This is a genomic window from Allocoprobacillus halotolerans (assembly GCF_024399475.1).
GTDB classification, from domain to species: Bacteria; Bacillota_I; Bacilli_A; order Erysipelotrichales; family Coprobacillaceae; genus Allocoprobacillus; species Allocoprobacillus halotolerans.
In genome coordinates this window covers 1319811-1344674 of record NZ_CP101620.1, presented here as the reverse complement: position 1 = coordinate 1344674, position 24864 = coordinate 1319811, and the positions used below count along the sequence as shown (strand labels likewise).

Genomic DNA, 24864 nt, shown 5'->3' with positions numbered 1-24864 from the left:
TATATGGTAGTGTCAAAAGTTGCTATATGACAACACAAATGCACTACTCTTGATTTGTTTTATTTGTTCTATTTTAATAATAATTTGTATTCTTATTTTTTTACTATTTCTCTAAAATTTGTATTAAAAAAGTGAAATATCCATGTTATAGTATTCTTTACACAAAATCTAACGAAAGGATATTTCACATGAATACTATAACACATATCTTAAATAATTTAAATTCTTTTTCTAAATCTAACTTTAAGTTTTCCAAATATATTGATTTCTTTCAGTTGATAAATTCTATCCCTCATTCTGTTGAGTATCATCTTAATTCCTCTGATTTTATTTATCACCTTGAGCAGGTGACAATCCATCTCGACTGGATGATTGATTTCTTTGATAAACACATCAATCCCTCTCTTAAAAAAGAGTTTAAGAAATTAAAGAAATCCAATAAGAATGATCATACCATTCCTTATGCCGACTTTAAAATTGACGAGCCTCCTGTCTTCAAAAAGGAAGCACCTGTTCAGCTGAGTTTTGAAGATATTCTTAGAAATGCATTAAAGGATGGTCGTCCTATCAAGCCCGTCAACAGAAGAAACAATAATTTTGACTTTAAGGGTGTCTACCCTTTTTGTGGTGCTCCTCATGAATATATCTATGACAACAATGGTCGCGGTCAATTCATGTGCAAGGTATGCTGCCAGACATTCTCCCTGAAGATCTCTCTTTCCGGTGAAACGGGCATCTTCTGTCCTCATTGTGGCAAAAAGCTTGATATGAAGCACGACCGCCAGGGATATCTTGTTTTTGTATGCCCAAGCATGAAATGCCCCTATTACATCAAAAACAAAAAGCTTGTCGATGAAGGAAAGGGAGAACACCTTCTGACTTCAAGCAATCAGTACAGGCTTCGCTATCACTATCGTGACTTCAAGTTCAATCTTGACAGTCTTAAAAAGACTGAAGAAAACATCACAACTCCTGTCAATCTTTCAAGAATTCATTTTGATCACAGAATCCTTGGATTGGCATTGACCTATTACGTCAACTATGGTCTTTCTTCAAGAAAGACTGCACTGATCATCAGGGAAGTCCATGGCTTTAAAATATCACACCAGACAGTCATCAACTATGCGACAACTGTATCACGTCTAGTCAAGCCTCTTGTTGACAGGTATCCATACAGGCTTGGCTCCATATTGTCCGGCGATGAAACCTATATTAAGATAAGAGGCAAGAATCATTACGTGTTCTTCTGGTCTGATCCCAAGACAAAGATCATCACTTCTTACACAATTTATCCCGTAAGAGATACAAAATGTGCCTGTACATCTATTTATGAGTGTCTAAGTCATTACAGTGAAATCCCAGATGACATGACTCTTATAACAGATGGGAATCCAATCTATAATGCAGCACAGGTTTTCTTTGAAATCAATGGAATCAAGTTTGACCTGCATCAGGTCATCGGTGTAAAGAATCTTGATGAGGAATCACAGAAATACAGACCTTTCAAGCAGATTGAGGAGCGCCTCAACAGGACATACAAGCAAAACTATCAGGGAACAAATGGCTATGACAGGCTTGAATGTGCAAATAGTTATATGGTCCTGTTTGTATGCTTCTTCAATTTCTTAAGAAGGCATTCAGCACTGAACTATAAGACGCCTGTTGATGACGGTCTGTTCAAAAAGGATATGCTTATGCCTGACAGATGGCTGCAACTTATCGAGTACAGCTCACAATATCACGCAGCATAGAAAGTTCACCATTTTAAAAAAAATGACGTGAGAAACGATACCCTCATTGCGCCCAAAAATGGGCTTTTTTTATTGGAAAGATGGCAGTCCGTAAATTTTGGAAAAAGACAAAGAAAGATTTTCAAATAAATGCATCCTGCCAGAGTCATCGTACACTTTGTAAAGTTGCAAAGAGTAAAACTTTCATAGATTTTTGACTCTACCTACTATATTGATTTGAGTATTTTTGTTGTAGGAAAGATTTTTCTTATAATCATATAAATCATCATGGATACAACAAATATAAAGACTGTCATAGCAATCAATATAATCAATGAATATATCGCAATAATTCCACTTAACATATCCAATCCCCAATAACAAATAATCAATCCAATATATACCACAACAATAGGAACAATATATAAAAGACACTCTCTTTGAATACGTGCTTTCATAATTTTACGATTTTCAATTCCATTAGCCTCTAATAAGACTTCAGAAAATCTTGAATGATAATAATCATTCATCTTCAAAAGAACAATAGAAATCACAACAATGATAAAAATCAATACAATCATTGTCCCACTAAGATAATCAGCCATATTTTTAACATCCAGCAACATAAATATATCTTGATGACTTTGTAAAGTCATCCCATCATATTTTAAAGATAATGCCTCTAAAACATCAATATAACATTCTTTATCATCTAAGGATATTAAAGCAAATGGTGTTTGATTATTTTCCATATCTATTTGATTATAAATATTGATATAATCATCATAAGGCATATATATAATACGTGCAAAAGATGTATTTAATGTATAGGGTTCAAATGTTCTTTTTAATTGAAATTGGGGTTGTAGATGTATTGTTTGATTATCTAAAACAATTTCAATAGGATAATCTTTTGTATCTCGATAAGTTTCATAATTGATATAAATACCTGTATATGATTGTGTATCAAATGTTTCTTCTATATCATTATAGAAGAAATCTGTTTCTAAATAAGGACATATTAAATAATTATTATTTGTTATTAAGGGATAAATCTTTTCTACTCTTTGAATATGTTCCATACTTTCTATTTCTCTTAATTGAGTAGAACCAATATTATTTTCCATTTCAACAACTAACTGTAAACTTTTATATTCTTCTACTGACTGCATTAATTGTTTTTGATAATATTGGAAATATACACCCATAAATGTACTCATAAATAAAATAAACGTTAAAAAGATTTGGAAAAATCTATGTTTCCATCTCTCTTTATAAAATTGGAATTGAAAGAAAACTGATAATTTATGAAAAATATGTGATGTTTTTTGATAAGTCATTTTGTTTTCTCTATGATTTTCATGTTTTATACAATGAATAGTTTGATTCTCTATTTCATAAATCGTATCACATACTTCTTTTAATAAATCATCATGACTTGCGATAATTATTGTTTTATGATATTGATTTTTTAATAATTCTAATATTTTTATGAATTCTTGACGATTATCTTCATCTAAATAAGCTGTTGGTTCATCCATAAATATATAAGGTGTATCTTTCATTAAAGCACAAATAATCGCTAAACGTTGTCTTTCTCCACCTGATAAATGTTCAATAGATGTATGATCATCTAAATAAAGTTCTAAGTCTGTCAAATATTGTCTTGCTTTTTCTTCATCAAACGTATCATGTGTCAAACTAGAAAAGAAACGAATATTTTCCATTAAAGTCATACTATTAAATAATGGTATATTTTGAAATACAAATGAAATTTGATTTCTTTGAATATCTTTAATTTCATGATGTGATAAAGTTTTAACATCAATTCCATTAAAAGAATAATCCATTTGAGCCTGATTCGTTAGAAAAGCCATATCATATAATAAACTACTTTTCCCTGAACCACTTGGTCCAAAAAGAACAGTTAATTGTCCATCAACAACTTCTATTTCTCCATTTTTAATTAAATCATGATCAAATGCTAAATGAATATTTTTTAAAACTAACATATTTTAATCCTTTCATAATCGTATTTTCTTGATATGTTTCTTTTTCTTTAAGATAAATTGTGACACAATGACATTCACACACAATAAAACAAAACTAATGACAATAATCACTCCACTAAATAAAAGTACATTGGTAAAATCTTCTATATAACTTTGATATAAATAAGATAACAACAATCCTATACCACATGTTACAATAAAATAAACACCATTTTCAAAAAGAATACTTTGATAAATCTGTTTTCTCTTTATTCCATTGTTTTTTAGTAACTCTATTTCTTCTTTTCTTGATTTCATCAAGAAATATTGGATCGTTATAAATGCGATAATTCCTATACCACAAATACCTCCTGTGCTAATCAGTTTTGTCTGAAATGCCTCACGTTGCATTACATCTGCCTCGAGATATGTCATATAAGTCGAATACACATCATAGCTATCATCCATTTCTAAAATGGCATTATAAACATCACTTACATAATCCTCATCTACAAAAATAACATATTCATCTACTGTATATGGAATAGGATCTACTTTTTCTGAAGCTCTTATAATCCCGGGCGTTATAATTTCTTCATCATTTTGGTCAACACTATTTAATATATCATTAAATATATTGTCAGGTACATAAATCATTAAATCAGTTGCTATTGATGAATAAGATTCCTCATCACTTAGTACTCTCGCTACTTTTAATTCAACTTCTTTTAGGACATATGAAATTTTTCTATAGGGATTATCACCTAAAACATATTGTTGATATGGTACATAAAACTTTGCTTTTATCGTATCACCTACTTGAATATTATATATTTTTGATAACCAAGAACTAATATAAACTCCTTGATCGTGTTTATTAAAATCATTATATTCATAGTAAGGAAAAATAGCAGGCGCTCCACTTCCTTCATCAACTGAATAAACTGTGGAATTTTCTTGTTCATCTATGACTTCCATATTTTGTGCTTCTTCTGTATTATGAGGATTAAAAAGTTTTATAGAGGTAAATGTTTCTATCCCTTTCACTCCTTCCATATCCTTAATTTTATTCATATCGTCTTTAGAAAAAGGTTGAATGATTTCATCTTCATATGCTGGAGCATATATTGAATACAATTGTCCACTTCTATTTCTTAAAAATATCATTTCTTTTGATGATTGATTCGTAACTTGTGGATTTATCGTATTCGCAATCAAAAAGGATTGTGTTAATGGTAATGACTGTGCCAAGATAAACACAGAAATCACTATCATTCCTATAAGTTGAATCCATTGTATTGGTGTCTTGTATTGAAAGTATTTGATTGGTGAAAAACGATAGTTTTTGATTTCATGTGTCTTATTTTCTTTTTTAGACTTATCATTATCATTTTTCTCACATTCAAATTGTTGGTTCTCTATCCTATATACAACATCACATATCTCTAATATTTCCTGTGTATGTGTTGTCAAAATAATAGTTTTATCTTTTAATGATAATAAGACTTCTTTCAACAAAGCAATATTCTTTTTATCAAGTGAGGCTGTAGGTTCATCTAAGATTATAATATCCTTATCACAGTATAAAGCTAAAGCTATCAGAAATCTCTTTCTTTCTCCAATAGATAAAACACTTGGTGATTTCTTGATGTTGACATGATGTAAATTGACTCTTGATAAAAACTCATTTATATCATGAACACTTATCTTTTCACCCTTCATCTTGGCATAGAAAGAAAAATGCTGTTTGATAGACATATTAGGGAAATAGCTTCCGAGCTGATCCACATAACCAATATGCTTTCTGACAAAATCATCTTTTTCACTGATTACTTCTTCATTATATGATATTTCCATTTGTACACGAGAAGAATCCTGAATGATACTTCTTAGAAATGTTGTCTTTCCTGAGCCACTTTTCCCAACAATCGCATGAATACATGAATCATAAAACTTAATCTTGGCATTATTGAATATATTTCTTTGAAAAGATATATTGATATTTTTTACTTCTAACATATGATTCTCCCTTAAAAATTTATAGTTCTATTGTAGCATAATCATAAATGAAGTCCTATCTTTCAGATAACTTATCTTATAGTTTTACTTTCCTTACACGTTTCTTTTTCTTTAAGATAAATTGTGACACAATCACATTCACACACAATAAAACAAAACTAATGACAATAATCACTCCACTAAATAAAAGTACATTGGTAAAATCTTCTATATAACTTTGATATAAATAAGATAACAACAATCCTATACCACATGTCACAATAAAATAAACACCATTTTCAAAAAGAATACTTTGATAAATCTGTTTCCTCTTTATTCCATTATTTCTTAGCAACTCTATTTCTTCTTTTCTTGATTTCATCAAGAAATATTGAATCGTTATAAATGCGATAATTCCTATACCACAAATACCTCCTGTGCTAATCAGTTTTGTCTGAAATGCCTCACGTTGCATTGCATCTATATCAAGATATGACATATAGGTTGAATACACATCATAGCTATCGTCCATTTCTAAAATAGCATTATAAACATCACTTGCATAATCCTCATCTACAAAAATAACATATTCATCTACTGTATATGGAACAGGATCTACTTTTTCTGAAGCTCTTATAACATTTGATGACATAATTTCTTTATCATCTTGATTAATACTATTTAATATTTCGTTATACATACTATATGGAATATAGACAATCATATCATGAGATGGTGTGGTATATTCTTCTTCAGGTTTTAAAACTTTTGTGACTTTAAACTCAAATTCCTTTAATACATAAGATATAACTCTATATGGATTATCATTTCTTATATATTGATTTTTAGGTATATACCATTTTGCTTTAATCATATCACCCTCTTGAATATCACACATCTTTGATAACATGGAACTAATATATATTCCATTATCACCATCATTAAAACTATTATATTTATAATATGGATAAATAGCAGGCGCGCGGCTTCCATATGAATCAAATTCATATGTTTGCATATTTCCTTTTTCATCAATCACTTCAAATTTTTCACAATTCTCATATGTAGATGGATTAAACAAAGGAAACATATCAATTTTTTCAATTGTCTTAACACCTTCCAATTGTTCTATTTTATCTAATTCTTGTCGAGCAAATGGTTTTGAATTATAGCAGTCCATGATAGGGTCATACATAAAATACAATTGTCCACTTCTATTTCTTAAAAATATCATTTCTTTTGATGATTGATTCGTAACTTGTGGATTTATCGTATTCGCAATCAAAAAGGATTGTATTAATGGTAATGACTGTGCCAAGATAAACACAGAAATCACTATCATTCCTATAAGTTGAATCCATTGTATTGGTGTCTTGTATTGAAAGTATTTGATTGGTGAAAAACGATAGTTTTTGATTTCATGTGTCTTATTTTCTTTTTTAGACTTATCATTATCATTTTTCTCACATTCAAATTGTTGGTTCTCTATCCTATATACAACATCACATATCTCTAATATTTCCTGTGTATGTGTTGTCAAAATAATAGTTTTATCTTTTAATGATAATAAGACTTCTTTCAATAAAGCAATATTCTTTTTATCAAGTGAGGCTGTAGGTTCATCTAAGATTATAATATCCTTATCACAGTATAAAGATAAAGCTATCAGAAATCTCTTTCTTTCTCCAATAGATAAAACACTTGGTGATTTCTTGATGTTGACATGATGTAAATTGACTCTTGATAAAAACTCATTTATATCATGAACACTTATCTTTTCACCTTTCATCTTGGCATAGAAAGAAAAATGCTGTTTGATAGACATATTAGGGAAATAGCTTCCGAGCTGATCCACATAACCAATATGCTTTCTGACAAACTCATCTTTTTCACTGATTACTTCTTCATTATATGATATTTCCATTTGTACACGAGAAGAATCCTGAATGATACTTCTTAGAAATGTTGTCTTTCCTGAGCCACTTTTCCCAACAATCGCATGAATACATGAATCATAAAACTTAATATTGGCATTATTGAATATATTTCTTTGAAAAGATATATTGATATTTTTTACTTCTAACATATGATTCTCCTTAACCTTGATTTATAAATTGATTATATTATAATATATCACTATTTTATATTTCAATATAAAATAGCCAAGACATATTTGCCTTGACTACCGCTTTTAGTACTCTAATTCCGTAAAAGCCCAACGATTTTTTGAATTATACAGTGTATATCCCCTTCCATTACAAGTAAAACCATCTGCTGACACCGTTTTTGAAATAATTACATTATTTTGTAATTTTGAAGAAAGGTTAATAGCACTTATACTGTGATTTTGCACAGAACAAGCTGTACCTAAATTGTTGGGAATAAATCTTGCTGTATGTTTCAAGGTAAATAATCGTAGTGAACCAACTTTACAATCTTTTGTTGCTGTTTTTGTCACAGGATCTAACTGCGGTCCTCTTGGCTGACTATCCAATGCTTGTACAGTTCCAATTCCAGCAAAAAGCATTGTCCCTGCAAATAATAATCCTAATAGTTTTTTCATTAAATAAGTCCACCTTTTTCTTTAAAGATATTTTTCATATATGAATTATCTTATATTTCAAATGTACCTTTTTATAGACTTATTTTCAATTGTGTATTTTTGCACAATTTTTGTACTAATCACTTATAAAAAATACTAATTTTTGTAAAATATTACACAAATTTTGAGCATTTTATTTCACATTTTTATAAAACTCCATCATAGATTCAAAACATTCAATACATTTTATATATTCATTATGTTCTTTATAGAAATCTTTTAAGATTTCTAATACAAATATACATACTTCTACTGTTTCAATTCTTTTTGCTGTTTTATATGCTTTTAATAAATATTTTTCTTTTCTTTGATAACTCGAACCAAACAATAAAATATAAAAAGCATTAATCATATCTATAAAATAGACATCTTCAAGCAATGATACATTCTTTTTGGCTTCTTTTATATATTTTTTCGCTTCTTTCAAATTCTTTAATTTATAGTAAGTATATGATATATAAAATAAGATTCTTATATCATTATTCGTATTTTTTAAAACTTCTTCTTTTATATTAATAATTTTTTCAAACTGAAATGAACATATATAACTCCAAATCAAATTATTATAAGAGCCATTCACTGCATCATTCATATTTAAATCACTAAATAATTTTATACATCTTAAATTTAACACTTCACTTTTTGAAAATTCTTTTCTATGATCATAAATAATTGCCATTTGAAATAATATATAAGCTAACCTTTTAATATTCAATTGTTCTGCAAATAATTCTTTAGCCTCTAATGCACAATTCAATGCCTCCATTAGATTTCCTACAAAAGTTAAACTTGCACTTCTATGATAATTCAGCATTGCTTTGGTGTAGTCATTCCCTTGAAACATTAAGGCTTTATCATAATATTTTATAGCCTCATTATATACAGATCCAATGAAGCTCCCCGGGTCAAGACCCGGGTATCTTCACGCTTCGCTTATGCGATGCTATCATATACTCAAATACAACTGCTTATATTCCGTATCTTGTTTACCCTGTTCTTTCACATATTCTCTGATTACTTTTTCGTTTTGATTTTTACCGACAGATGCGATAAAATATCCGTCGCTCCAGAATTGTCCTCCCCATAGTTGTTTTTTGACTTGCGGACACTCAACAAATATTTGCCTTGCAGTTATACTTTTTATGATTTTTACCAATTTTGAAGGAGCATACTCAGGTGTACTTTGAACAAGAAAATGCACATGATCTTTGTCTGCCCCTATTTCAAGAAAATGTATATAATCATATCTCAGTTCTATCCCAAGGCAAATTTGCTTCAGATGTTCTTCAACAGAATCATCAAATACTACGCGACGATATTTTGCCGGACAGACAATGTGGTAAACAAGATTACTCACATTATGTGATAGATGTATAAATTGACTATTTCCCATTAGCATCGCCCTCACTCTCGTATGATATAATAAATTGTTTTACACAATTTATTATATCATACTTCGTTCGGCATTACGCAGCAAGCTGCGGGAAATGCCCATTGAGTTCTTCCGTATCCTTCACTCGGATACTTCAGAACTTATTATAAAAGAACAATCCGATATATTCATAATATAACACTTTTTGATAATCCTCTAAATAATCAAAATAATCTTCTAAATAAAAGTAATCTTGTATTTTGACAATATTTTCTGTATTTACTTTATAAATCATTTCAGCCAATAAATATTTTATATACGAAAACGAACTACATATTTGTTTTTTATATTGTTCCAACTTAGAAAATGATTCTTGAAAATCATTCATATATATAACATCATTTATAAACCGATAAAAACCACTTTCAAACTCTCCATCAATATGATTATCATATAGTTTTACATTCATTAAGGAAAATATCTTTTGAACATTCTCAAAAGATATTTCTTCCTTATTTCTTTCAACACGACTCAAATAACCACTAGATAATCCAGTCATATGACTTATATATCTTAAAGTTAAACGATGTTGAATCCTATTTATTTTTATGATACCACCAAATTGTTTATTCACAATATACACTTCTTTCTTTATCCTTTAGGTCCTTCATGTTTAAATGGTTCTACTTCCTCATAAATACAACCTGTTTTTGCTTGGGAATCATATCCACAATTTTCATCATGTACATGAATAAATGTTCCTCCAAATAATAAAGTTAATGCAAAAATAGTAGTTATTAATTTTTTCATAATTTTTCCTCCTTGTACTCATTCTATCAAACAACTATTTTCTTTATCAATAACTTTTTGTTACACAACAAAAAACGGATTGCTCCGTTTTTATTTTTGTAAATATGACATTAATGGTTGTTTGACATGACTTACAACATATCCACTTCCACCACGATTTTTAACGTCTTCTACCATTGTTGTAATGACAATAGGTTTTGATGAATCAGTAGAAGCCACTGATAACCAACCAATTTCAGTTCCTGTTGTATCATCTTGTGAAGCTTTAATTTCTCCAGTTCCTGTTTTTGCTGCAAGTTGATATTGGTTATTTTTTAAGCTATTAGCCGTACCATTATTATCTTCTACAACTTGAATTAAATCAGCTTTTATTTCATCAGTTGTTTCTTTTGAGAATGGCTCAGCCCAAACAGATGATTCTGTTGATTTAACAACATGAGGCGTCATCATTTTTCCATCATTCATCAATGAACTATAAATAGAAGCCATTTGAACGGGATTCATTAAGATTTGTCCTTGACCATAACCACTATCAGCAATCTGGATATCATTATCAAATGAATCACTTGTATATTGAGATTTTGTTAAAGCTAATTCAAAAGGAATATCTTCACCAATCATTAAAGACTTATATCCTTTTTCAAGATTATCTTTTCCTATTTCTAATGCAGCTTTTGCAAAATAAACATTATCAGAATAAATCAAAGCATTCTTTAAATGATTCGGATTAGGTGCATGTAATGTTGTGACATAATAATCTCCCCAACTAGAATCTTTCTGCCATTTCATTTCTGCCCCAAAATCTTTAGATGAATCTAATGAATTCGTTTCTAATCCAATAGCCGCAGTAATTGATTTCATTGTTGAACCTGGTACCCAAGTTGATCTAAAACGATTCGTTAATGGTTGAGCTTTATCATTGTTTAAAGCATCCCATTCTTCAGTTGAGAATCCATAAATGAAATCGTTACTATCAAATGATGGAGTACTCACTAATGCAAGAACTTCACCATTTGTTGGATTTATTGCGACTGAGGCACTTTGATCCTTTTCAAATGCATTGTATAAATCTTTTTGTAAATTAACATCAATTGTAAGAGTAATATCTTGTCCATCTTGCTTTTCTTGCTTTGCTACAGTACCCTTAGTACTTCCTGTTTCATCAATAATAGAGATAGTCGCACCATTTGTTCCTTTTAATTCTTTTTCATAAGCAGCTTCAATACCACTTCTACCAATCATAGAATTTTCTGTATAACCTTCACCTTGATGTTTTTCTAAATCTTCAGCTGTTACTTTTTGCATATACCCTGTTAAATGTGATGTCACTTCTCCATAAGGATAACTACGCACTTCTTCTGTATTTAATTGAACACCTGGTATTTGTAATAATTGATTTTCTAATTGTGTATCTGTTGATGGAATTGTTGTCAATGGAACAAAAGAATCATCTTTAATCCAAGATGCACTCATAGTTTTTTGGATACTTTCTTTTGTTAATGACAATAAATCAGCTAATTTATCATAGTCATTTTCACCATTCAATTTTCCTCTGACTAAACCAACAGAATAAGCTTTTCCTACACCTGCAAGCATCTTCCCATTACGGTCTAAGATCTGTCCACGATTAGCTTCATCTTCTGACACTCTGACTTTATCTGAAGATGTTAAATTTGGGAAAATAAATGAATCATTCCATACAATTTTCCCATCTTCAATCATTGTTTTATTTTCAAAAGAAACTTCACCAGCCACAGTACTCATTTTCACAGTATAAGTTAATTGATGATCTGCTTCATCAGTTACCTCAATACTGAATTGACTCGCTTCTACTCCCTCATAAATATTTTGATTTCTTGCTATAAATGTTTCTTTGTCATATGTTTTTTGAGATTCTTCACTTAAACATTCATACATTTCATCATATTTCTTTTCTGAAATTAATGTATAAAAATCTTTGAGCTTTTTTTCGTCATTATTGCCTGATAATAAAAAGAATAAAACCACTGCAACAACAGCCACTACAGCAACCACGCCCCCAATAATCCAATACTTCTTTGAATTATTATTTGTATAAACAGTTCCCATTATTTTTCCTCCTCGTATGTTTAGTATAGCACTTTTAAAAAATAAAAGGAATATTTACATAATAGACTTTGTCGCTTTTTAAGAGAATAAAAAAGAGTTATACATCTTTACTTGGATAATAACTCTTATATAATCACATAGTTGACTTTATTTAACTTTCCTATTTATATTTTAACATTTATAAAGTTAAAATATAAAAGTCAATGTTAAAATGAACCTCTTTAACATAAGAAAGAAGTTCATTTTCATATAAAACTGTTTTATTCTGTTGTCTGTGGTGGCGTATTTAAATTTGTAATAATGGCTAGAGTCGTTAAAATATGTCCTAACTTTGTATCAGAAATAGCTCTCATTGTTTCTCTAAAATCAGTATTTCCTTGATTATAAGTGTTGGTACGATATTGTAAGAATGAACTAATTTCTAATTTTAAAATTTCATTTAATACAGCTCGGTATCCACCCTGTAAATTCACATCCGGAACCATTGGATCAAAATTAATACCATATTCTAGTTTATAAAAATGATTTAAAAAAACAGCATTTTGTTCAGCATTTTGAGCAAATCTCAATAATGCCTCTGTTTCATCCTGTGATGAAGCTAAAGCGGCTGCACGACGATAGAGTTGAGCCAAAAATTTTTCTGTATAAATATAAGATTGAAGCTGATCTCGCATGTTTTACACCTCAATTTAACATATGCCTATTTCTAACAAATGTGAAAAAAAGATTTGTTTATTTCAACAAATCTTTCACAACTTCACTCGCTATTAATAATCCTGCACTAGAAGGTACAAAAGAAGTACTTCCAGGTACAGTTCTTTTATTGGTTTGTTCATTTGATTTTTGAGGTTTTATAGGAACTTCTTTAGAATATACAACTTTTAAATGTTTGATTTGTCTTTTCTTTAATTCCCTACGCATGACTTTGGCAAGTGGGCAGACAGAAGTTTTATAAAGGTCACTGACTTCTAGTAAAGCAGGATTCATTTTATTGCCTGTTCCCATTGAACTCATTAAAGGAATCTTTTGATCACAACGCATTGCTAGTTCAATCTTTGATGTGATGGTATCAATGGCATCTACAACATAATCATATTGTGTTAAATCAATTCTATCTGCATTTTCTGGTAAATAGAACATCTCTAAAGTATGAACATCACAATCGGGATTGATAGATAAAATTCTTTCTTTCATCACTTCGACTTTCTTTTTACCAATAGTCTCTTGTGTAGCAATAATCTGACGATTTAAATTAGACAGTGAAACTGTATCATTATCAACAATGGTAATATGTCCAATTCCACTTCTTACCAATGCTTCTACGACATATCCACCAACGCCACCTACTCCAAAAACAATCACATGGGCTTGACTCAGTCTATCCATACAATCATGACCTACTAATAATTCAAATCTTGAAAACATTTTATTCTCCTTTATTGTAATCATCTAAAAAATGATGTTTACCTGTTTCATCACTATATGAAATAATGGTTGCCAAATTGACATTTTCTACACTTTTAAAAACATTCTTTTTCACATTAGGATTCATTGTTTCTAAATATTTTAATAAGTTCTTCATTTCTTCTCGTTTAGAAGTATGATGGACTTCTCCTAGTTCCTCCATTTCTTCTGTAAAACGACAAGCACATTGAATAAATGATAAATCATTATATTGACACCAATGAATAATATCTTTTTCTTCAATCAAATACATCGGCCTAATTAATTCCATTCCTTCAAAATTAGTACTATGAAGTTTAGGCATCATCGTTTGAATTTGTGAACCATAAAACATACCCATCAAAATTGTTTCAATCACATCATCATAGTGATGTCCTAAAGCAATCTTATTACATCCAATTTCTTTCGCCTTCGCATATAAAAAACCACGACGCATCCTTGCACATAAATAACATGGTGATTTTTCAATATTTGTTACAACTTTAAAAATATCTGATTCAAAAATTGTACGGGTATCCCCATTATTTTTGCATTTTCTTCAATTTTCCTACGATTTTTTTCATTATATCCAGGATCCATCGATAAAAACACCAATCCAAAATCAAATTGTCCATGACGCTTAATTTCCTGTAATAATTTAGCCATCAACATTGAATCTTTTCCACCAGATATACAGACTGCAATTTTATCATCAGGTTGTATCAAATCGTATGTTTGAATTGCTTTGACAAACTTTCGCCATATTGGTTTACGATATTTTTTAATAATACTTTGTTCTATTTGTTTTACTCTATCCATGCTTCTCTCCTCGTTGTTTTATTGTACATGAACACTTCTTGAAAAACAATAGGAAATAAAAAACAGAACGCATTATACGTCCTGCCTTTACTCTATTCTTTACCATCCCAACAATATGTACATAAATGACATGGTTCAATACCAATAGATTCAATCAAATCATCTAAACGATGGTATCTTAAAGAAGTAAATTTTAATCTCTTACAGATTTCATCTAACATTGCTTGATATTTTTCACTATCAGGATTTGCATATTCTGCCAATACTTCATCAGTCACTTCACCTTGTTCTAAATCTTTAATGACACGTCTTGTGATTAAATCTAATTCTGAATTAGAACGTGAGAAATTCAAATACTTACATCCATATAAAATAGGTGGACATGCTGGTCTTACATGAACTTCTTTAGCTCCTGATTGATATAAAAATTCTGTTGTTTCTCTTAATTGTGTTCCTCTTACAATAGAGTCATCAATTAATAACAGGCTTTTATTTTTAATTAATTCTTTCACAGGAATTAATTTCATTTTCGCAATTAAATTTCTTTGACCTTGACTTTGTGGCATAAATGAACGAGGCCAAGTTGGTGTATATTTAATGAATGGTCTTGCAAATGGGATACCAGATTCATTCGCATATCCAATCGCATGGGCAAGTCCTGAATCAGGAACACCAGCCACACTATCTGGATTCACTGTTCTTTGATCACGTTTTGCTAGCATACTACCACAGTCATAACGCATCTTTTCGACATTCACACCTTCATATGTTGATGTTGGATAACCATAATAAACCCATAAGAATGAACAAATCTTCATTTGATCATTTGGTTTTACTTTTGAGTAAAGCCATGAGGATAAATAAATCCAATTTCTCCAGAACCTAAGTCTTTATAATGATGATATCCTAAATTTAAGAAAGCCGAACTTTCAAAAGTCACACAATATGCATCATCCTTACGACCAATAATAACAGGTGTTCTTCCTAATTTATCTCTTGCACAATAGATTCCTTCACTTGTCATCACTAAAATACTCATAGAACCTTTCACTAACTTTTGTGCATGTTGAATCCCTTCAACAATAGATTCTTTTGATTAATTAATGCCGCAACCATTTCTGTAGGATTGATTTCTCCACCACTCATTTCTAAGAAATGCGTTTTGCCCTGTTCAAAACATAATGTTCTTAATTCATCTAAGTTGTTAATTCTTCCCACTGTTGTAATCGCAAAAGACCCTAAATGCGAATTGACCAATAATGGTTGGGCTTCACTATCAGAAATACATCCAATCCCAATATTACCTGCAAATTCTTCAACATCTTTATCAAACTTTGTTCTAAAAGGTGAATTTTCAATATTATGAATAGAACGTTGGAAACCTTCTTTTCCGTAAACAGCCATTCCACCCCTTCTTGTTCCTAAATGCGAATGATAATCAACTCCAAAAACAAATCCATAACACAATCATTTTGTGATGCTACCCCAAAAAAACCACTCATATCGTTTCTATCTCCTTTATCAATCAATTTACACACCTATTCTAATCAATTTCACTATAAATGTCTACAAAGTTTTTCTTATTTTACAACTTTTTTATCGTTATCAACAAACAAAAAGCAGTCTTTGACAGACTACTTTGTGATAAATATTTTGGTACGCTTTTCCAGTTCTTTGATAAATTCCTGTTTTTTAACAGGAGAAATCAAAACTTCACTATTTCCATTTCTACCTTTTTGGGCTTTATAAATAATATCTATGCGATCTAATGATAACCCCATTGATGATAATGGATTATGTGTTTCTTTAAAAGAACGGACATCTTGATAAGGAATTTCTTCATGACAGAAGAATCCACATTGAACACATAAATAATCATCATGAAACTCATAATATGTCTGAACAGTCATACTTATCATAATCACATCAACAATACCTAAAATTATCAATACAATCGAAAATCCTAACCAAGAAAAATCTTCTATTAATGGTTTAATGAGAATTATGTTTGTATAAATCATAACACCTATAACTATCATCCATAAAACACCAATTTGAGAACGATAACGTATCATCTTCACCCCTTAAAAATAAGCATCTATTCCATCTGCAATGCCTTGAGCACATTTTGTTTGAAAAGCATCATCATTTAATAATTTATCTTCGGTAGGATTTGTAATAAATCCCATTTCAATATAAATAGATGGTACTTCACTCCAGTTAATACCAGATAAATCATTACGATAAGATACCCCTCTATTTTTTAAACCTGTTTTTGCACAATAAGAGTTAATGACATTTTTTGCAAGTTTTGAAGAGGCACTATAAATAGATGGACAATAAGGATTGTTTTTTGCAGGAGCAATTGTATGTGCCCCTCTCGCACTTGATCCCGCTCCATCACAATGTAAATGAATCACTGCAGCCGCATTGTTGTTGTTGCCAATCATGGCACGTTCCTTGTTAGAAATATTCACACTTTGGCTTGTTCTTGTCATAATCACTGTATATCCTCGTGCTTGTAATTCACTTTTTAATCTCAAACCAATTTCTAATGTTGTTTTGGATTCAGGAATCTTTGTTGAAGTACCGGTTGCTCCTCCAGCTACTTTAGCTTTTTTCGTAGAAGCACCTGGTCCTATTGGTTCTAAAGAACTATTGCCTTTGCCTTGATGTCCTGGATCAATCACAATCACACGATTATTAGGCGAAGCCACATATTGTGTTGTCGATGACGAAGTCGAAGATGAAGAAGCCGTTGATGATGTTTGATGATTTGATGTGACTTCTTCTTTTGGTTTTTCTTTGACTGTAACCTTTAAAGTTTTTTCACTTTTATTTTGATTTTTATCCACAGCTTTTACAACAACTTGATATATTCCCGCTTTTTTCGTATTCACTTTATTTTGATATGTATAATAACCTGTTTGGTCATCTGTTACCTTATCATAGCTCACATATGTTAAATCACCATCAACTTTATCTTTGACTGACTCAACATATTTTTTCATCTCAAATGTATCCCCATATGCCAAGCTTACTGATTCTTTGGATAACTTGATTTCAGGTAATTGGGTATCTTTGATTTCTATTTCATGAGTAAAAGTCTTACTTAACTCACCTTTAGAAAGTTTATACTCCAAAGTCTGTTTCCCTATTTTCATTGTATCAATAGTAGGTGCCATTAACTCTCCACTTTGTTTATCAACTAAATCTTCTCCATGACACTCACTTCCATATTCAATCACTGTTTGATCAGTAAATGTCAATTGAATGGAATCTAAAATCTTTTGTTTTTGATCATTTTGATACCAGATATAACCACCAATACATCCTCCAATCACAACAATTACTGATAAGACAATCATCATCCATTTTTTATTCTTCATAATATCCAACCTTTCTTGCTTTCTATTTTATCATCTTCAGTCAATGAAAAAAAGCATTGTGACTCATTTGAAAAAGAAAAGGAAGTCTTTAACTTCCTAATTTTTTGATATCTTCTACAACTCTTTTTAAATCCTCACGAATTGGTAATTGTTGTGGACACATTCTTTCACATGCTCCACATTGTTGACAATGAGATGCTTTGGCTTTTTCATCCATTTGTTGATACTTTTCTTGAAAAGATTTTGGATCATCATAGACAAAACAATGATTCCAATATCTAAAATTTGTTGGAATATTCACCCCAAAAGGACATGGCATACAATAACCACAACCCGTACAACCATTTTTTGTTCTGGCATGTAATGTCTTTTCAACTTGGCTGACAATCGTAAGTTCATCATCATTTAAATCTTGATAATTGATAAATGTTTCTAAATTATCTTCAACTTGTTGCAAAGTGGACATTCCACTTAAAATCACTTTAACACCTGGTAATGTTCCTACATATCGTAAAGCCCATGATGCCAATGTGCGTTGAGAATTATAATCCGTAAAGATTTTTGTCACATCGGCTGGCAAAGAGGCTAAACTTCCTCCTTTAATAGGTTCCATGACAACTAATGGCACACCTAATTGATTGGCTAAATCAACCCCTTTTTGTCCTGCCTGTATTTCCATATCCATATAGTTTAGCTGTAATTGACAAAAATCCCAATCATGTGTTTTCAATATTTTTTCAAAAACAGGATATTCATCATGAAAACTAAAACCTAAATATTTGATTTTTCCTTCTTGCTTTAACTGTTCACATAATTCAAGAATCTGATAATCTAAAACTTGTTGCCATTTTTTATCATCTAAAGCATGTAATAAATAAAAATCTACATAATCAACGTCTAATCTTTGTAGCTGTGATTCAAAAATCTCTCTTGCTTCTTGTTGACTATGAACATTCCAGATAGGTAACTTGGTTGCTAAAGTGTATTGTTGTCTATCATATTTTTTAAGACCTTTCCTACAAAAGGTTCACTATCCCCATTATGATAAGGATAAGCTGTATCAATATAAGTGACTCCCTTAGCAATCGCTAAATCTAACATCGCTTCTGCTTCTTTTTCTTCAATATTGCCATTTTCATCTAATGGAAATCTCATGCAACCAAAACCCAACAATGAAGATTCAATTCCTAATTTTTCAAACTTTCTTTTTTCCATATATTCACACTCCTAATCCTTATTATAAATCACATCAAGAGAGTTGTTCAATAACAACTCATCCTCTTTCAAAACGATATGATAAATCATTGGATACATCCTTTTCTAAAGGTGAAGAAAGTGGTACAAGATAGACATCACCAGGTACACGATATTCCATTTTTCTCACAAGATAACATCCTTCCCCTTGTATCATACGATATCGTGGAATATGACCATTTTCATTGATTTTGCCTGTTGCTTCATTTTCCATCCACGTATCTGCTGTGACTTCAACATAAAAATCATTGAGAGTTCCCGCTTTTATTTCAATATTGTTTATTTGGTCTGTTGACTTATACCCACTCATTGATTGACTTCCTATATCCATTTGATAAGCCAATCTTACAATTTCAAAAAAATCTTCTGATGTTGTTTCTATTTTAAAGAGATCATGTGAATTTTCAAAGTTTTTTAAAGTAGGATTTTGAAGCAATGTTTTTTTCATATCGTTGATTTGACTCTTAGCTCTTTCTTCCATATCATCATCTATTTGTTGTTGAACAAGAGGATCTGATTTATAAGTTGTACAAAACAAATCAACTGGAACCATATCATTTAAATTTATAATAGTGATTGTACCATCAGAACTAACTAATCCATCATCATTTAATTCACAATCTTTATTCATTGCTATAACATAACATGGATTTCCATAATCATCATAACAAGCCAACGCTGTTGTACCAAATTGTTCAATTTGTGAAACATTAAAAGTTGATGTTTCTCCCTGATCATTAATCTCAACTGTTCCATTTTCTACACTGACCGCATAGTTTTTATCTTTATTATCTTGGGTCATCCAATTTCCTGAAAGTGTTGATACAACATAATAATAAGAAATACCATCACCACGATCACCATAAGTTGCGACATGAACTTGTCGTTTGCCTTCATGATCATAATAAACAACAAGATTATTATCACCATTTAACCATTGCGTAGAAATACTTTGCCCATTGGCATCATAAATACCATTAGCCTTTCCAAAACATAAAAAAGTATAATGTAAATCTTTGACTTGTCCCGTTGTTTTATCTTGTTTTAAAACAAGCTGACTTGACAAATCAGGTGATAGAGAATAATAAGTCTGTTGTGAAGAAATTTGATTACCAACAAGCCACAATACTATATAAAAAATAACAAATGACAAACAACCAACCTTAAGATTTTGACGTGTCCACTGTTTCAATCCAAAAGTTAAAGAAATATATAAAGATATAAGCATTGTTACGATAACATACCATTCTAACACATCAAAGAAATACTCAAATCCTAATCTTTTCAAAATGACAACATAACCTAATTCTAGACACACTAATAAAATAAAAATTAATAGTGAGACGGTTTTGACCCATAGAATTATTTTTTCTTTTTGAGTGATTCTTTCATGGATTATTGGTGAACTATGTTGTTGAATCATATCTAAATCTTTTATATCCATATAGAACTTTTTATTTTGAATATTAAAAACAAAGAATGTCTCAAATATCCATATATTTTGAATATCTTGATAAAAATAAGATATTTTTTGACCATCTTGAATATAGTCAAAAGTTTGAGAATTCATCTGATATTGTATATCTTTTGATTTATAGAAATGAAGCTGTAAAAACTGTTTACCTTTTACACTCACTAAACAAATCATTCCTACCATCATCATAAACAATCCAATAACATCAAAATGATGTTGTAAATAACGATTTAATAAATAGATAGCCAAGCCTCCACAAATGCATAAACACCCTCCAATGATAGAAATAACGAATAAAGATGAATGATCATAGTACATTTGTTGAAAATAATCTTTATATAAAGCTTTTGTCATCGTAATTGTCTGATAATGATATTTAGGACTGTTTTCTTTTTCTAAAGCATCTTCACCATTCAACAATTCATCAACTGTCACATTTAAAATATGAGCCAAGTCTTTTAATAAAGAAACATCGGGTAGACTCGTACCCGTTTCCCATTTTGACACAGCTTTATTTGTGACAAGTAAAGCTTCTGCCAATTGTTTTTGAGTCATTCCTTGTTGTTTACGCTTATATGCAATATATTGACCAATTTTTTGATTATCCATATTTTTTCCTCCCATCTACCATTATGAGAATTTTTCATAAAATAACAACTTATCTTCAAGAGATTTACTCTCCTATAAGACAAACTATTAAATGTCAATAATTAATTTAAAAAAATGATTTTAATAGTGTTTGTCCTGATTTAGAGGAGCAATCCGATGTTCTTTGATGTTTTTAGTGGATTTTTGGGTGCACTAAAAACAACTTCTCAAAACTCAGTGTTTGAAAGCTCTTACATTTTAGGTTTTCTTTGTTTTTAAGCTACTGATTCCGTTGCTTCGTTCCTATAAACAAAGCGATGGATTTCACCATTGATATCAGAATACTGATAAATCTGTTTTCTGGTATTCTTTGGAAAATCTAAAGATATTGAATTGAAGAACGTATTTCGGGTTTCTTCTGGTAATCGCATGATATTTTCATGCATGATTATAAAACTGCTTTCGTTTTTCATGATTGAATAGATATATCTGGCAATGCGATTGGCAACTGCAATGACCGCTAATTTATGACGCTTTTTATTTCCGTTCTTCACTCTTTCAAATAAGTGTTTAAGAACAGGATTATGTCGTCTGGCAAATTCGGCAATCATGTAAAGAGCGTGTCTCAGGTATTTTGAGCCTTTCTTGGAAATCTTGCCCATGATTTCCACAGACTTGCCAGAACGCTTGTTACGTGGTGATGAACCACTGTAAGAGACATAATGATCAGCATTTTTGAATCTGAAGATGTCTCCGGTTTCAGCGATGATAACAGCGGCAGTCAAAGGACCACAGCCAGTGATGGTCAACAGCAGACTGTAAACATTAAAAGTGGCAGCAAGCTTTCTGATATCTTTTTCAATCAGTTTCAATTGTGTACGAATATGGATGATGCTTTCAACAGTGTTGGAAATAACATATCTCATATGATCGGATACATGTGGAACCAGTGTATCCTGAGCATAATTGAAAAGCTTATCAATCTTATCCATACTGCAGCGATGTCTAGTTGCTTCGTAAACAAGATGAAACACTTCATTTTTGGAAGCATTTATGATATCATGCGAAGTAGGATATTGAGATAAGACAGCCAGGAAAGCAGCTGATTTAGGTTCAAAAACATACTGAAGTTCAGGGAAATAACAATCACAAAGGGCAATGAGACGGTTAGTTTCCTGAGAATAGAGTTTTTTAATCTGATAGTGTCTGTGAACGAGAGCCTTAAGATCTTGATATCCGTTTTTGTTTTCAAAAACAGAATCTGAAACATATTTGACCTGATCATCAGTACCGATAATGGAACAGATGGTTTGAGCATCCAAAGGATCAGATTTAGATATATTATGGCTTTCTCTCCATTTATTAACGAAATCCGTATTAAGCTGATGGATTTCTTCATCGCTATTACAGTTTTGTTTAATAAAGGTGTAGATATTAGTAGAATATATGCCAGTGACTTCCAAAGCAAAATAAGTGTGGAGACAGTACTGATCACTGGAATACTTTCTAACAGTATTTAAAAACTCAACAACTTCAGATTTAATAAACTTAAAAGATAATTTTTTTCTAAGGAAATGAGGTTTGACCGATCTTAATTCAGGGACAGCCAGAACAGCAGCATCAGCCTTGCCTTTAGAGACATCAATGCCAACATAAAGATTGTAATTGTAATTTTTCATAAAAAATGACCTTCTTTCTAAAGTATGTAAATGGTTTTGAATTGCACCTCTAAATCAAGACAAACGCAACCTCGTAAATGCGGAGACAAGTGAGAATACACTGCTGCAACAAACTCATTCGGGTATAAAGTACGCCTTGAACAGAGGATTAAGTCTTTTAGAAGCGGAACATAACAAGATGGCCGCAGGAGAAAAGAATAAAACCTTGATTCAAAACGAAACTATTATCTTAAAAGAGAGTGTAGAAGCAAGGATTTTTTAAACAACTGAGATATCTCAGTTGTTTAAAAAGAGAAATCCTTAATTCAAACTTCTATACATATTATACGAGGAGAATTATAACATGTTTTTCATATATTGATGATTATCTTTATTTTTTTTGAAAAAAGTGTAAAATAAAAGCAGGAGTATGAGGAGGTAAAAAAGATGGAAAAATCTAAAGTTTATTATTGTGATATGCATACAGGAAGAATGAATTTACCTGAAAAATTAAAGTATTTAATGAAAAAAGCTGGTTTTGAAAACATTGATTTTGAAGATAAATATGCTGCAATAAAGATTCATTTTGGTGAACCAGGAAACTTGGCTTATTTAAGACCAAACTGGGCAAAAGTTGTTTGTGATTATGTCAAAGAATTAGGTGGTAAAGCTTTCTTAACGGATTGTAATACTTTATATGTTGGTGGCAGAAAAAATGCTTTAGACCATTTGGATAGTGCTTATACAAATGGATATAATCCTTTCCAGACAGGAGTTCATACAATTATTGCTGATGGATTAAAAGGAACAGATGAAGCATTAGTTCCAGTTAATGGCGAATATGTTAAAGAAGCAAAAATTGGACAAGCCATTATGGATGCTGATATTATCATTTCTTTAAATCATTTTAAAGGACATGAACTCACTGGTTTTGGTGGCGCTTTAAAAAATATTGGTATGGGTTGTGGTTCTCGTGCAGGTAAAATGGAAATGCATAGTGCTGGTAAACCAGTTGTTGAAGAAGAACTATGCATTGGATGTGGACAATGCATTAAAATCTGTGCCCATGATGCCCCAAAGATTACTGATCGTAAAGCAAAGATTGACCACAATAAATGTGTTGGATGTGGAAGATGTATTGGTGTTTGTCCTAAAGATGCCATTCAGGCAAGTATGGATGAAGCCAATGATATTTTAAATTATAAGATTGCTGAATATACAAAAGCTGTTGTGGATGGTCGCCCTTGCTTCCATATTTCACTTGTCATTGATGTTTCACCTTATTGTGATTGTCATGCGGAAAATGATATTGCGATTGTGCCCGATGTAGGTATGTTTGCATCTTTTGATCCAGTCGCTTTAGATCAAGCTTGTGCTGATGCGGTTAATCAACAACCAGCAATCAAAAACAGTTTATTAGATAAACATGGACATCATCACCATGATCATTTCACTGATGTTTCTCCTGAAACAAACTGGAAATCATGTTTGGAACATGCTCAAAAGATTGGTTTAGGAACTCGTGAATATGAACTTATTGAAATTAAATAATATGAGGCTCTATAAATGAACATATCATTTATAGAGTTTTTTATTTTTCATAATGTTATTGAAATTAATAAAATTTACGTTATAACACAGTCAAGAA

At 30.8% G+C, this 24864-nt stretch carries 20 protein-coding genes and 2 pseudogenes; 2 read left to right on the top strand and 20 right to left on the bottom strand.

The annotated features are described in order from the left end of the window. The first annotated feature begins 188 nt into the window (after nt 1-188). On the top strand, nt 189-1751 hold the full coding sequence (locus tag NMU03_RS08000; protein ID WP_290142113.1) for a DDE-type integrase/transposase/recombinase: 1563 nt from the start codon (nt 189-191) through the stop codon (nt 1749-1751). A 206-nt stretch (nt 1752-1957) separates the two neighbouring features. Here NMU03_RS08000 and NMU03_RS07995 read toward each other — a convergent pair whose 3' ends face one another. From NMU03_RS07995 to NMU03_RS07900, 20 genes and pseudogenes are all read right to left on the bottom strand, one after another. Continuing rightward, nucleotides 1958-3742 carry an ATP-binding cassette domain-containing protein gene (locus NMU03_RS07995; RefSeq protein ID WP_290142112.1) on the bottom strand — a complete coding sequence of 595 codons (1785 nt, stop codon included), beginning with the start codon at nt 3740-3742 and terminating at the stop codon, nt 1958-1960. 12 nt (nt 3743-3754) lie between these two features. Next, entirely contained in the window at nt 3755-5740 is a 1986-nt protein-coding gene (locus NMU03_RS07990; RefSeq protein ID WP_290142111.1) for an ATP-binding cassette domain-containing protein, read from the bottom strand. A gap of 76 nt (nt 5741-5816) precedes the next feature. Beyond that, nucleotides 5817-7805 (bottom strand): ATP-binding cassette domain-containing protein, encoded by a 1989-nt coding sequence (locus NMU03_RS07985; RefSeq protein ID WP_290142110.1) that lies wholly within the window; start codon nt 7803-7805, stop codon nt 5817-5819. Nucleotides 7806-7910: 105 nt separating this feature from the next. Next, entirely contained in the window at nt 7911-8282 is a 372-nt protein-coding gene (locus NMU03_RS07980) for a hypothetical protein (protein ID WP_290142109.1), read from the bottom strand. Nucleotides 8283-8454: 172 nt separating this feature from the next. Further along, the gene (locus tag NMU03_RS07975; RefSeq protein ID WP_290142108.1) at nt 8455-9165 is read right to left on the bottom strand and encodes a hypothetical protein; all 711 of its coding nucleotides are present in this window, start codon (nt 9163-9165) and stop codon (nt 8455-8457) included. A 102-nt stretch (nt 9166-9267) separates the two neighbouring features. Continuing rightward, a complete protein-coding gene (gene tnpA / locus NMU03_RS07970) occupies nt 9268-9714 on the bottom strand; it encodes an IS200/IS605 family transposase (RefSeq protein ID WP_290142107.1) in 447 nt (148 codons plus the stop codon). A gap of 133 nt (nt 9715-9847) precedes the next feature. Further along, the gene (locus NMU03_RS07965) at nt 9848-10327 is read right to left on the bottom strand and encodes a helix-turn-helix domain-containing protein (protein ID WP_290142106.1); all 480 of its coding nucleotides are present in this window, start codon (nt 10325-10327) and stop codon (nt 9848-9850) included. A gap of 17 nt (nt 10328-10344) precedes the next feature. Then, nucleotides 10345-10503, bottom strand: a complete 159-nt coding sequence (locus NMU03_RS07960; protein ID WP_290142105.1) for a hypothetical protein — start codon at nt 10501-10503, stop codon at nt 10345-10347. Between the two features lie 90 nt (nt 10504-10593). Next, complete coding sequence (locus NMU03_RS07955; RefSeq protein WP_290142103.1) at nt 10594-12591, bottom strand: penicillin-binding transpeptidase domain-containing protein; 1998 nt, start codon at nt 12589-12591, stop codon at nt 10594-10596. A 260-nt stretch (nt 12592-12851) separates the two neighbouring features. Further along, on the bottom strand, nt 12852-13265 hold the full coding sequence (locus tag NMU03_RS07950; protein WP_290142102.1) for a hypothetical protein: 414 nt from the start codon (nt 13263-13265) through the stop codon (nt 12852-12854). Between the two features lie 58 nt (nt 13266-13323). Next, nucleotides 13324-14016 (bottom strand): tRNA threonylcarbamoyladenosine dehydratase, encoded by a 693-nt coding sequence (locus NMU03_RS07945; RefSeq protein ID WP_290142101.1) that lies wholly within the window; start codon nt 14014-14016, stop codon nt 13324-13326. Between the two features lies 1 nt (nt 14017). Continuing rightward, a complete protein-coding gene (locus NMU03_RS07940) occupies nt 14018-14491 on the bottom strand; it encodes a tRNA lysidine(34) synthetase (RefSeq protein WP_290142100.1) in 474 nt (157 codons plus the stop codon). 38 nt (nt 14492-14529) lie between these two features. Next, the gene (locus NMU03_RS07935; protein ID WP_290142099.1) at nt 14530-14853 is read right to left on the bottom strand and encodes an adenine nucleotide alpha hydrolase family protein; all 324 of its coding nucleotides are present in this window, start codon (nt 14851-14853) and stop codon (nt 14530-14532) included. 92 nt (nt 14854-14945) lie between these two features. Further along, a pseudogene (locus NMU03_RS07930) lies at nt 14946-16355 on the bottom strand (amidophosphoribosyltransferase). 132 nt (nt 16356-16487) lie between these two features. Then, on the bottom strand, nt 16488-16928 hold the full coding sequence (locus NMU03_RS07925; RefSeq protein WP_290142098.1) for a PH domain-containing protein: 441 nt from the start codon (nt 16926-16928) through the stop codon (nt 16488-16490). A gap of 9 nt (nt 16929-16937) precedes the next feature. After that, a complete protein-coding gene (locus tag NMU03_RS07920) occupies nt 16938-18242 on the bottom strand; it encodes an N-acetylmuramoyl-L-alanine amidase (protein WP_290142097.1) in 1305 nt (434 codons plus the stop codon). Between the two features lie 88 nt (nt 18243-18330). Beyond that, on the bottom strand, nt 18331-18561 hold the full coding sequence (locus NMU03_RS07915; protein WP_290142299.1) for a hypothetical protein: 231 nt from the start codon (nt 18559-18561) through the stop codon (nt 18331-18333). A gap of 114 nt (nt 18562-18675) precedes the next feature. Then, nucleotides 18676-19397 (bottom strand): annotated as a pseudogene (locus NMU03_RS07910) (aldo/keto reductase); the annotation flags it as partial. Between the two features lie 118 nt (nt 19398-19515). Next, nucleotides 19516-21579, bottom strand: a complete 2064-nt coding sequence (locus tag NMU03_RS07905) for a helix-turn-helix domain-containing protein (protein ID WP_290142096.1) — start codon at nt 21577-21579, stop codon at nt 19516-19518. Nucleotides 21580-21833: 254 nt separating this feature from the next. After that, on the bottom strand, nt 21834-23237 hold the full coding sequence (locus NMU03_RS07900) for an IS110 family RNA-guided transposase (RefSeq protein WP_290137705.1): 1404 nt from the start codon (nt 23235-23237) through the stop codon (nt 21834-21836). A 426-nt stretch (nt 23238-23663) separates the two neighbouring features. Here NMU03_RS07900 and NMU03_RS07895 point away from each other — a divergent pair, with 426 nt between their 5' ends. After that, nucleotides 23664-24767 (top strand): DUF362 domain-containing protein, encoded by a 1104-nt coding sequence (locus NMU03_RS07895; RefSeq protein WP_290142095.1) that lies wholly within the window; start codon nt 23664-23666, stop codon nt 24765-24767. Nucleotides 24768-24864 lie beyond the last annotated feature (97 nt).

What these genes read in the sequence shown, in the direction of transcription:
- NMU03_RS08000 (WP_290142113.1), top strand. Translation starts at nt 189, where the DNA reads ATGAATACTATAACACATATCTTAAATAATTTAAATTCTTTTTCTAAA.
- NMU03_RS07995 (WP_290142112.1), bottom strand. Translation starts at nt 3,742, where the DNA reads ATGTTAGTTTTAAAAAATATTCATTTAGCATTTGATCATGATTTAATT.
- NMU03_RS07990 (WP_290142111.1), bottom strand. Translation starts at nt 5,740, where the DNA reads ATGTTAGAAGTAAAAAATATCAATATATCTTTTCAAAGAAATATATTC.
- NMU03_RS07985 (WP_290142110.1), bottom strand. Translation starts at nt 7,805, where the DNA reads ATGTTAGAAGTAAAAAATATCAATATATCTTTTCAAAGAAATATATTC.
- NMU03_RS07980 (WP_290142109.1), bottom strand. Translation starts at nt 8,282, where the DNA reads ATGAAAAAACTATTAGGATTATTATTTGCAGGGACAATGCTTTTTGCT.
- NMU03_RS07975 (WP_290142108.1), bottom strand. Translation starts at nt 9,165, where the DNA reads ATGTTTCAAGGGAATGACTACACCAAAGCAATGCTGAATTATCATAGA.
- tnpA (WP_290142107.1), bottom strand. Translation starts at nt 9,714, where the DNA reads ATGGGAAATAGTCAATTTATACATCTATCACATAATGTGAGTAATCTT.
- NMU03_RS07960 (WP_290142105.1), bottom strand. Translation starts at nt 10,503, where the DNA reads ATGAAAAAATTAATAACTACTATTTTTGCATTAACTTTATTATTTGGA.
- NMU03_RS07955 (WP_290142103.1), bottom strand. Translation starts at nt 12,591, where the DNA reads ATGGGAACTGTTTATACAAATAATAATTCAAAGAAGTATTGGATTATT.
- NMU03_RS07950 (WP_290142102.1), bottom strand. Translation starts at nt 13,265, where the DNA reads ATGCGAGATCAGCTTCAATCTTATATTTATACAGAAAAATTTTTGGCT.
- NMU03_RS07945 (WP_290142101.1), bottom strand. Translation starts at nt 14,016, where the DNA reads ATGTTTTCAAGATTTGAATTATTAGTAGGTCATGATTGTATGGATAGA.
- NMU03_RS07940 (WP_290142100.1), bottom strand. Translation starts at nt 14,491, where the DNA reads ATGCGTCGTGGTTTTTTATATGCGAAGGCGAAAGAAATTGGATGTAAT.
- NMU03_RS07935 (WP_290142099.1), bottom strand. Translation starts at nt 14,853, where the DNA reads ATGGATAGAGTAAAACAAATAGAACAAAGTATTATTAAAAAATATCGT.
- NMU03_RS07925 (WP_290142098.1), bottom strand. Translation starts at nt 16,928, where the DNA reads ATGATACGTTATCGTTCTCAAATTGGTGTTTTATGGATGATAGTTATA.
- NMU03_RS07920 (WP_290142097.1), bottom strand. Translation starts at nt 18,242, where the DNA reads ATGAAGAATAAAAAATGGATGATGATTGTCTTATCAGTAATTGTTGTG.
- NMU03_RS07915 (WP_290142299.1), bottom strand. Translation starts at nt 18,561, where the DNA reads ATGCCATGTCCTTTTGGGGTGAATATTCCAACAAATTTTAGATATTGG.
- NMU03_RS07905 (WP_290142096.1), bottom strand. Translation starts at nt 21,579, where the DNA reads ATGGATAATCAAAAAATTGGTCAATATATTGCATATAAGCGTAAACAA.
- NMU03_RS07900 (WP_290137705.1), bottom strand. Translation starts at nt 23,237, where the DNA reads ATGAAAAATTACAATTACAATCTTTATGTTGGCATTGATGTCTCTAAA.
- NMU03_RS07895 (WP_290142095.1), top strand. Translation starts at nt 23,664, where the DNA reads ATGGAAAAATCTAAAGTTTATTATTGTGATATGCATACAGGAAGAATG.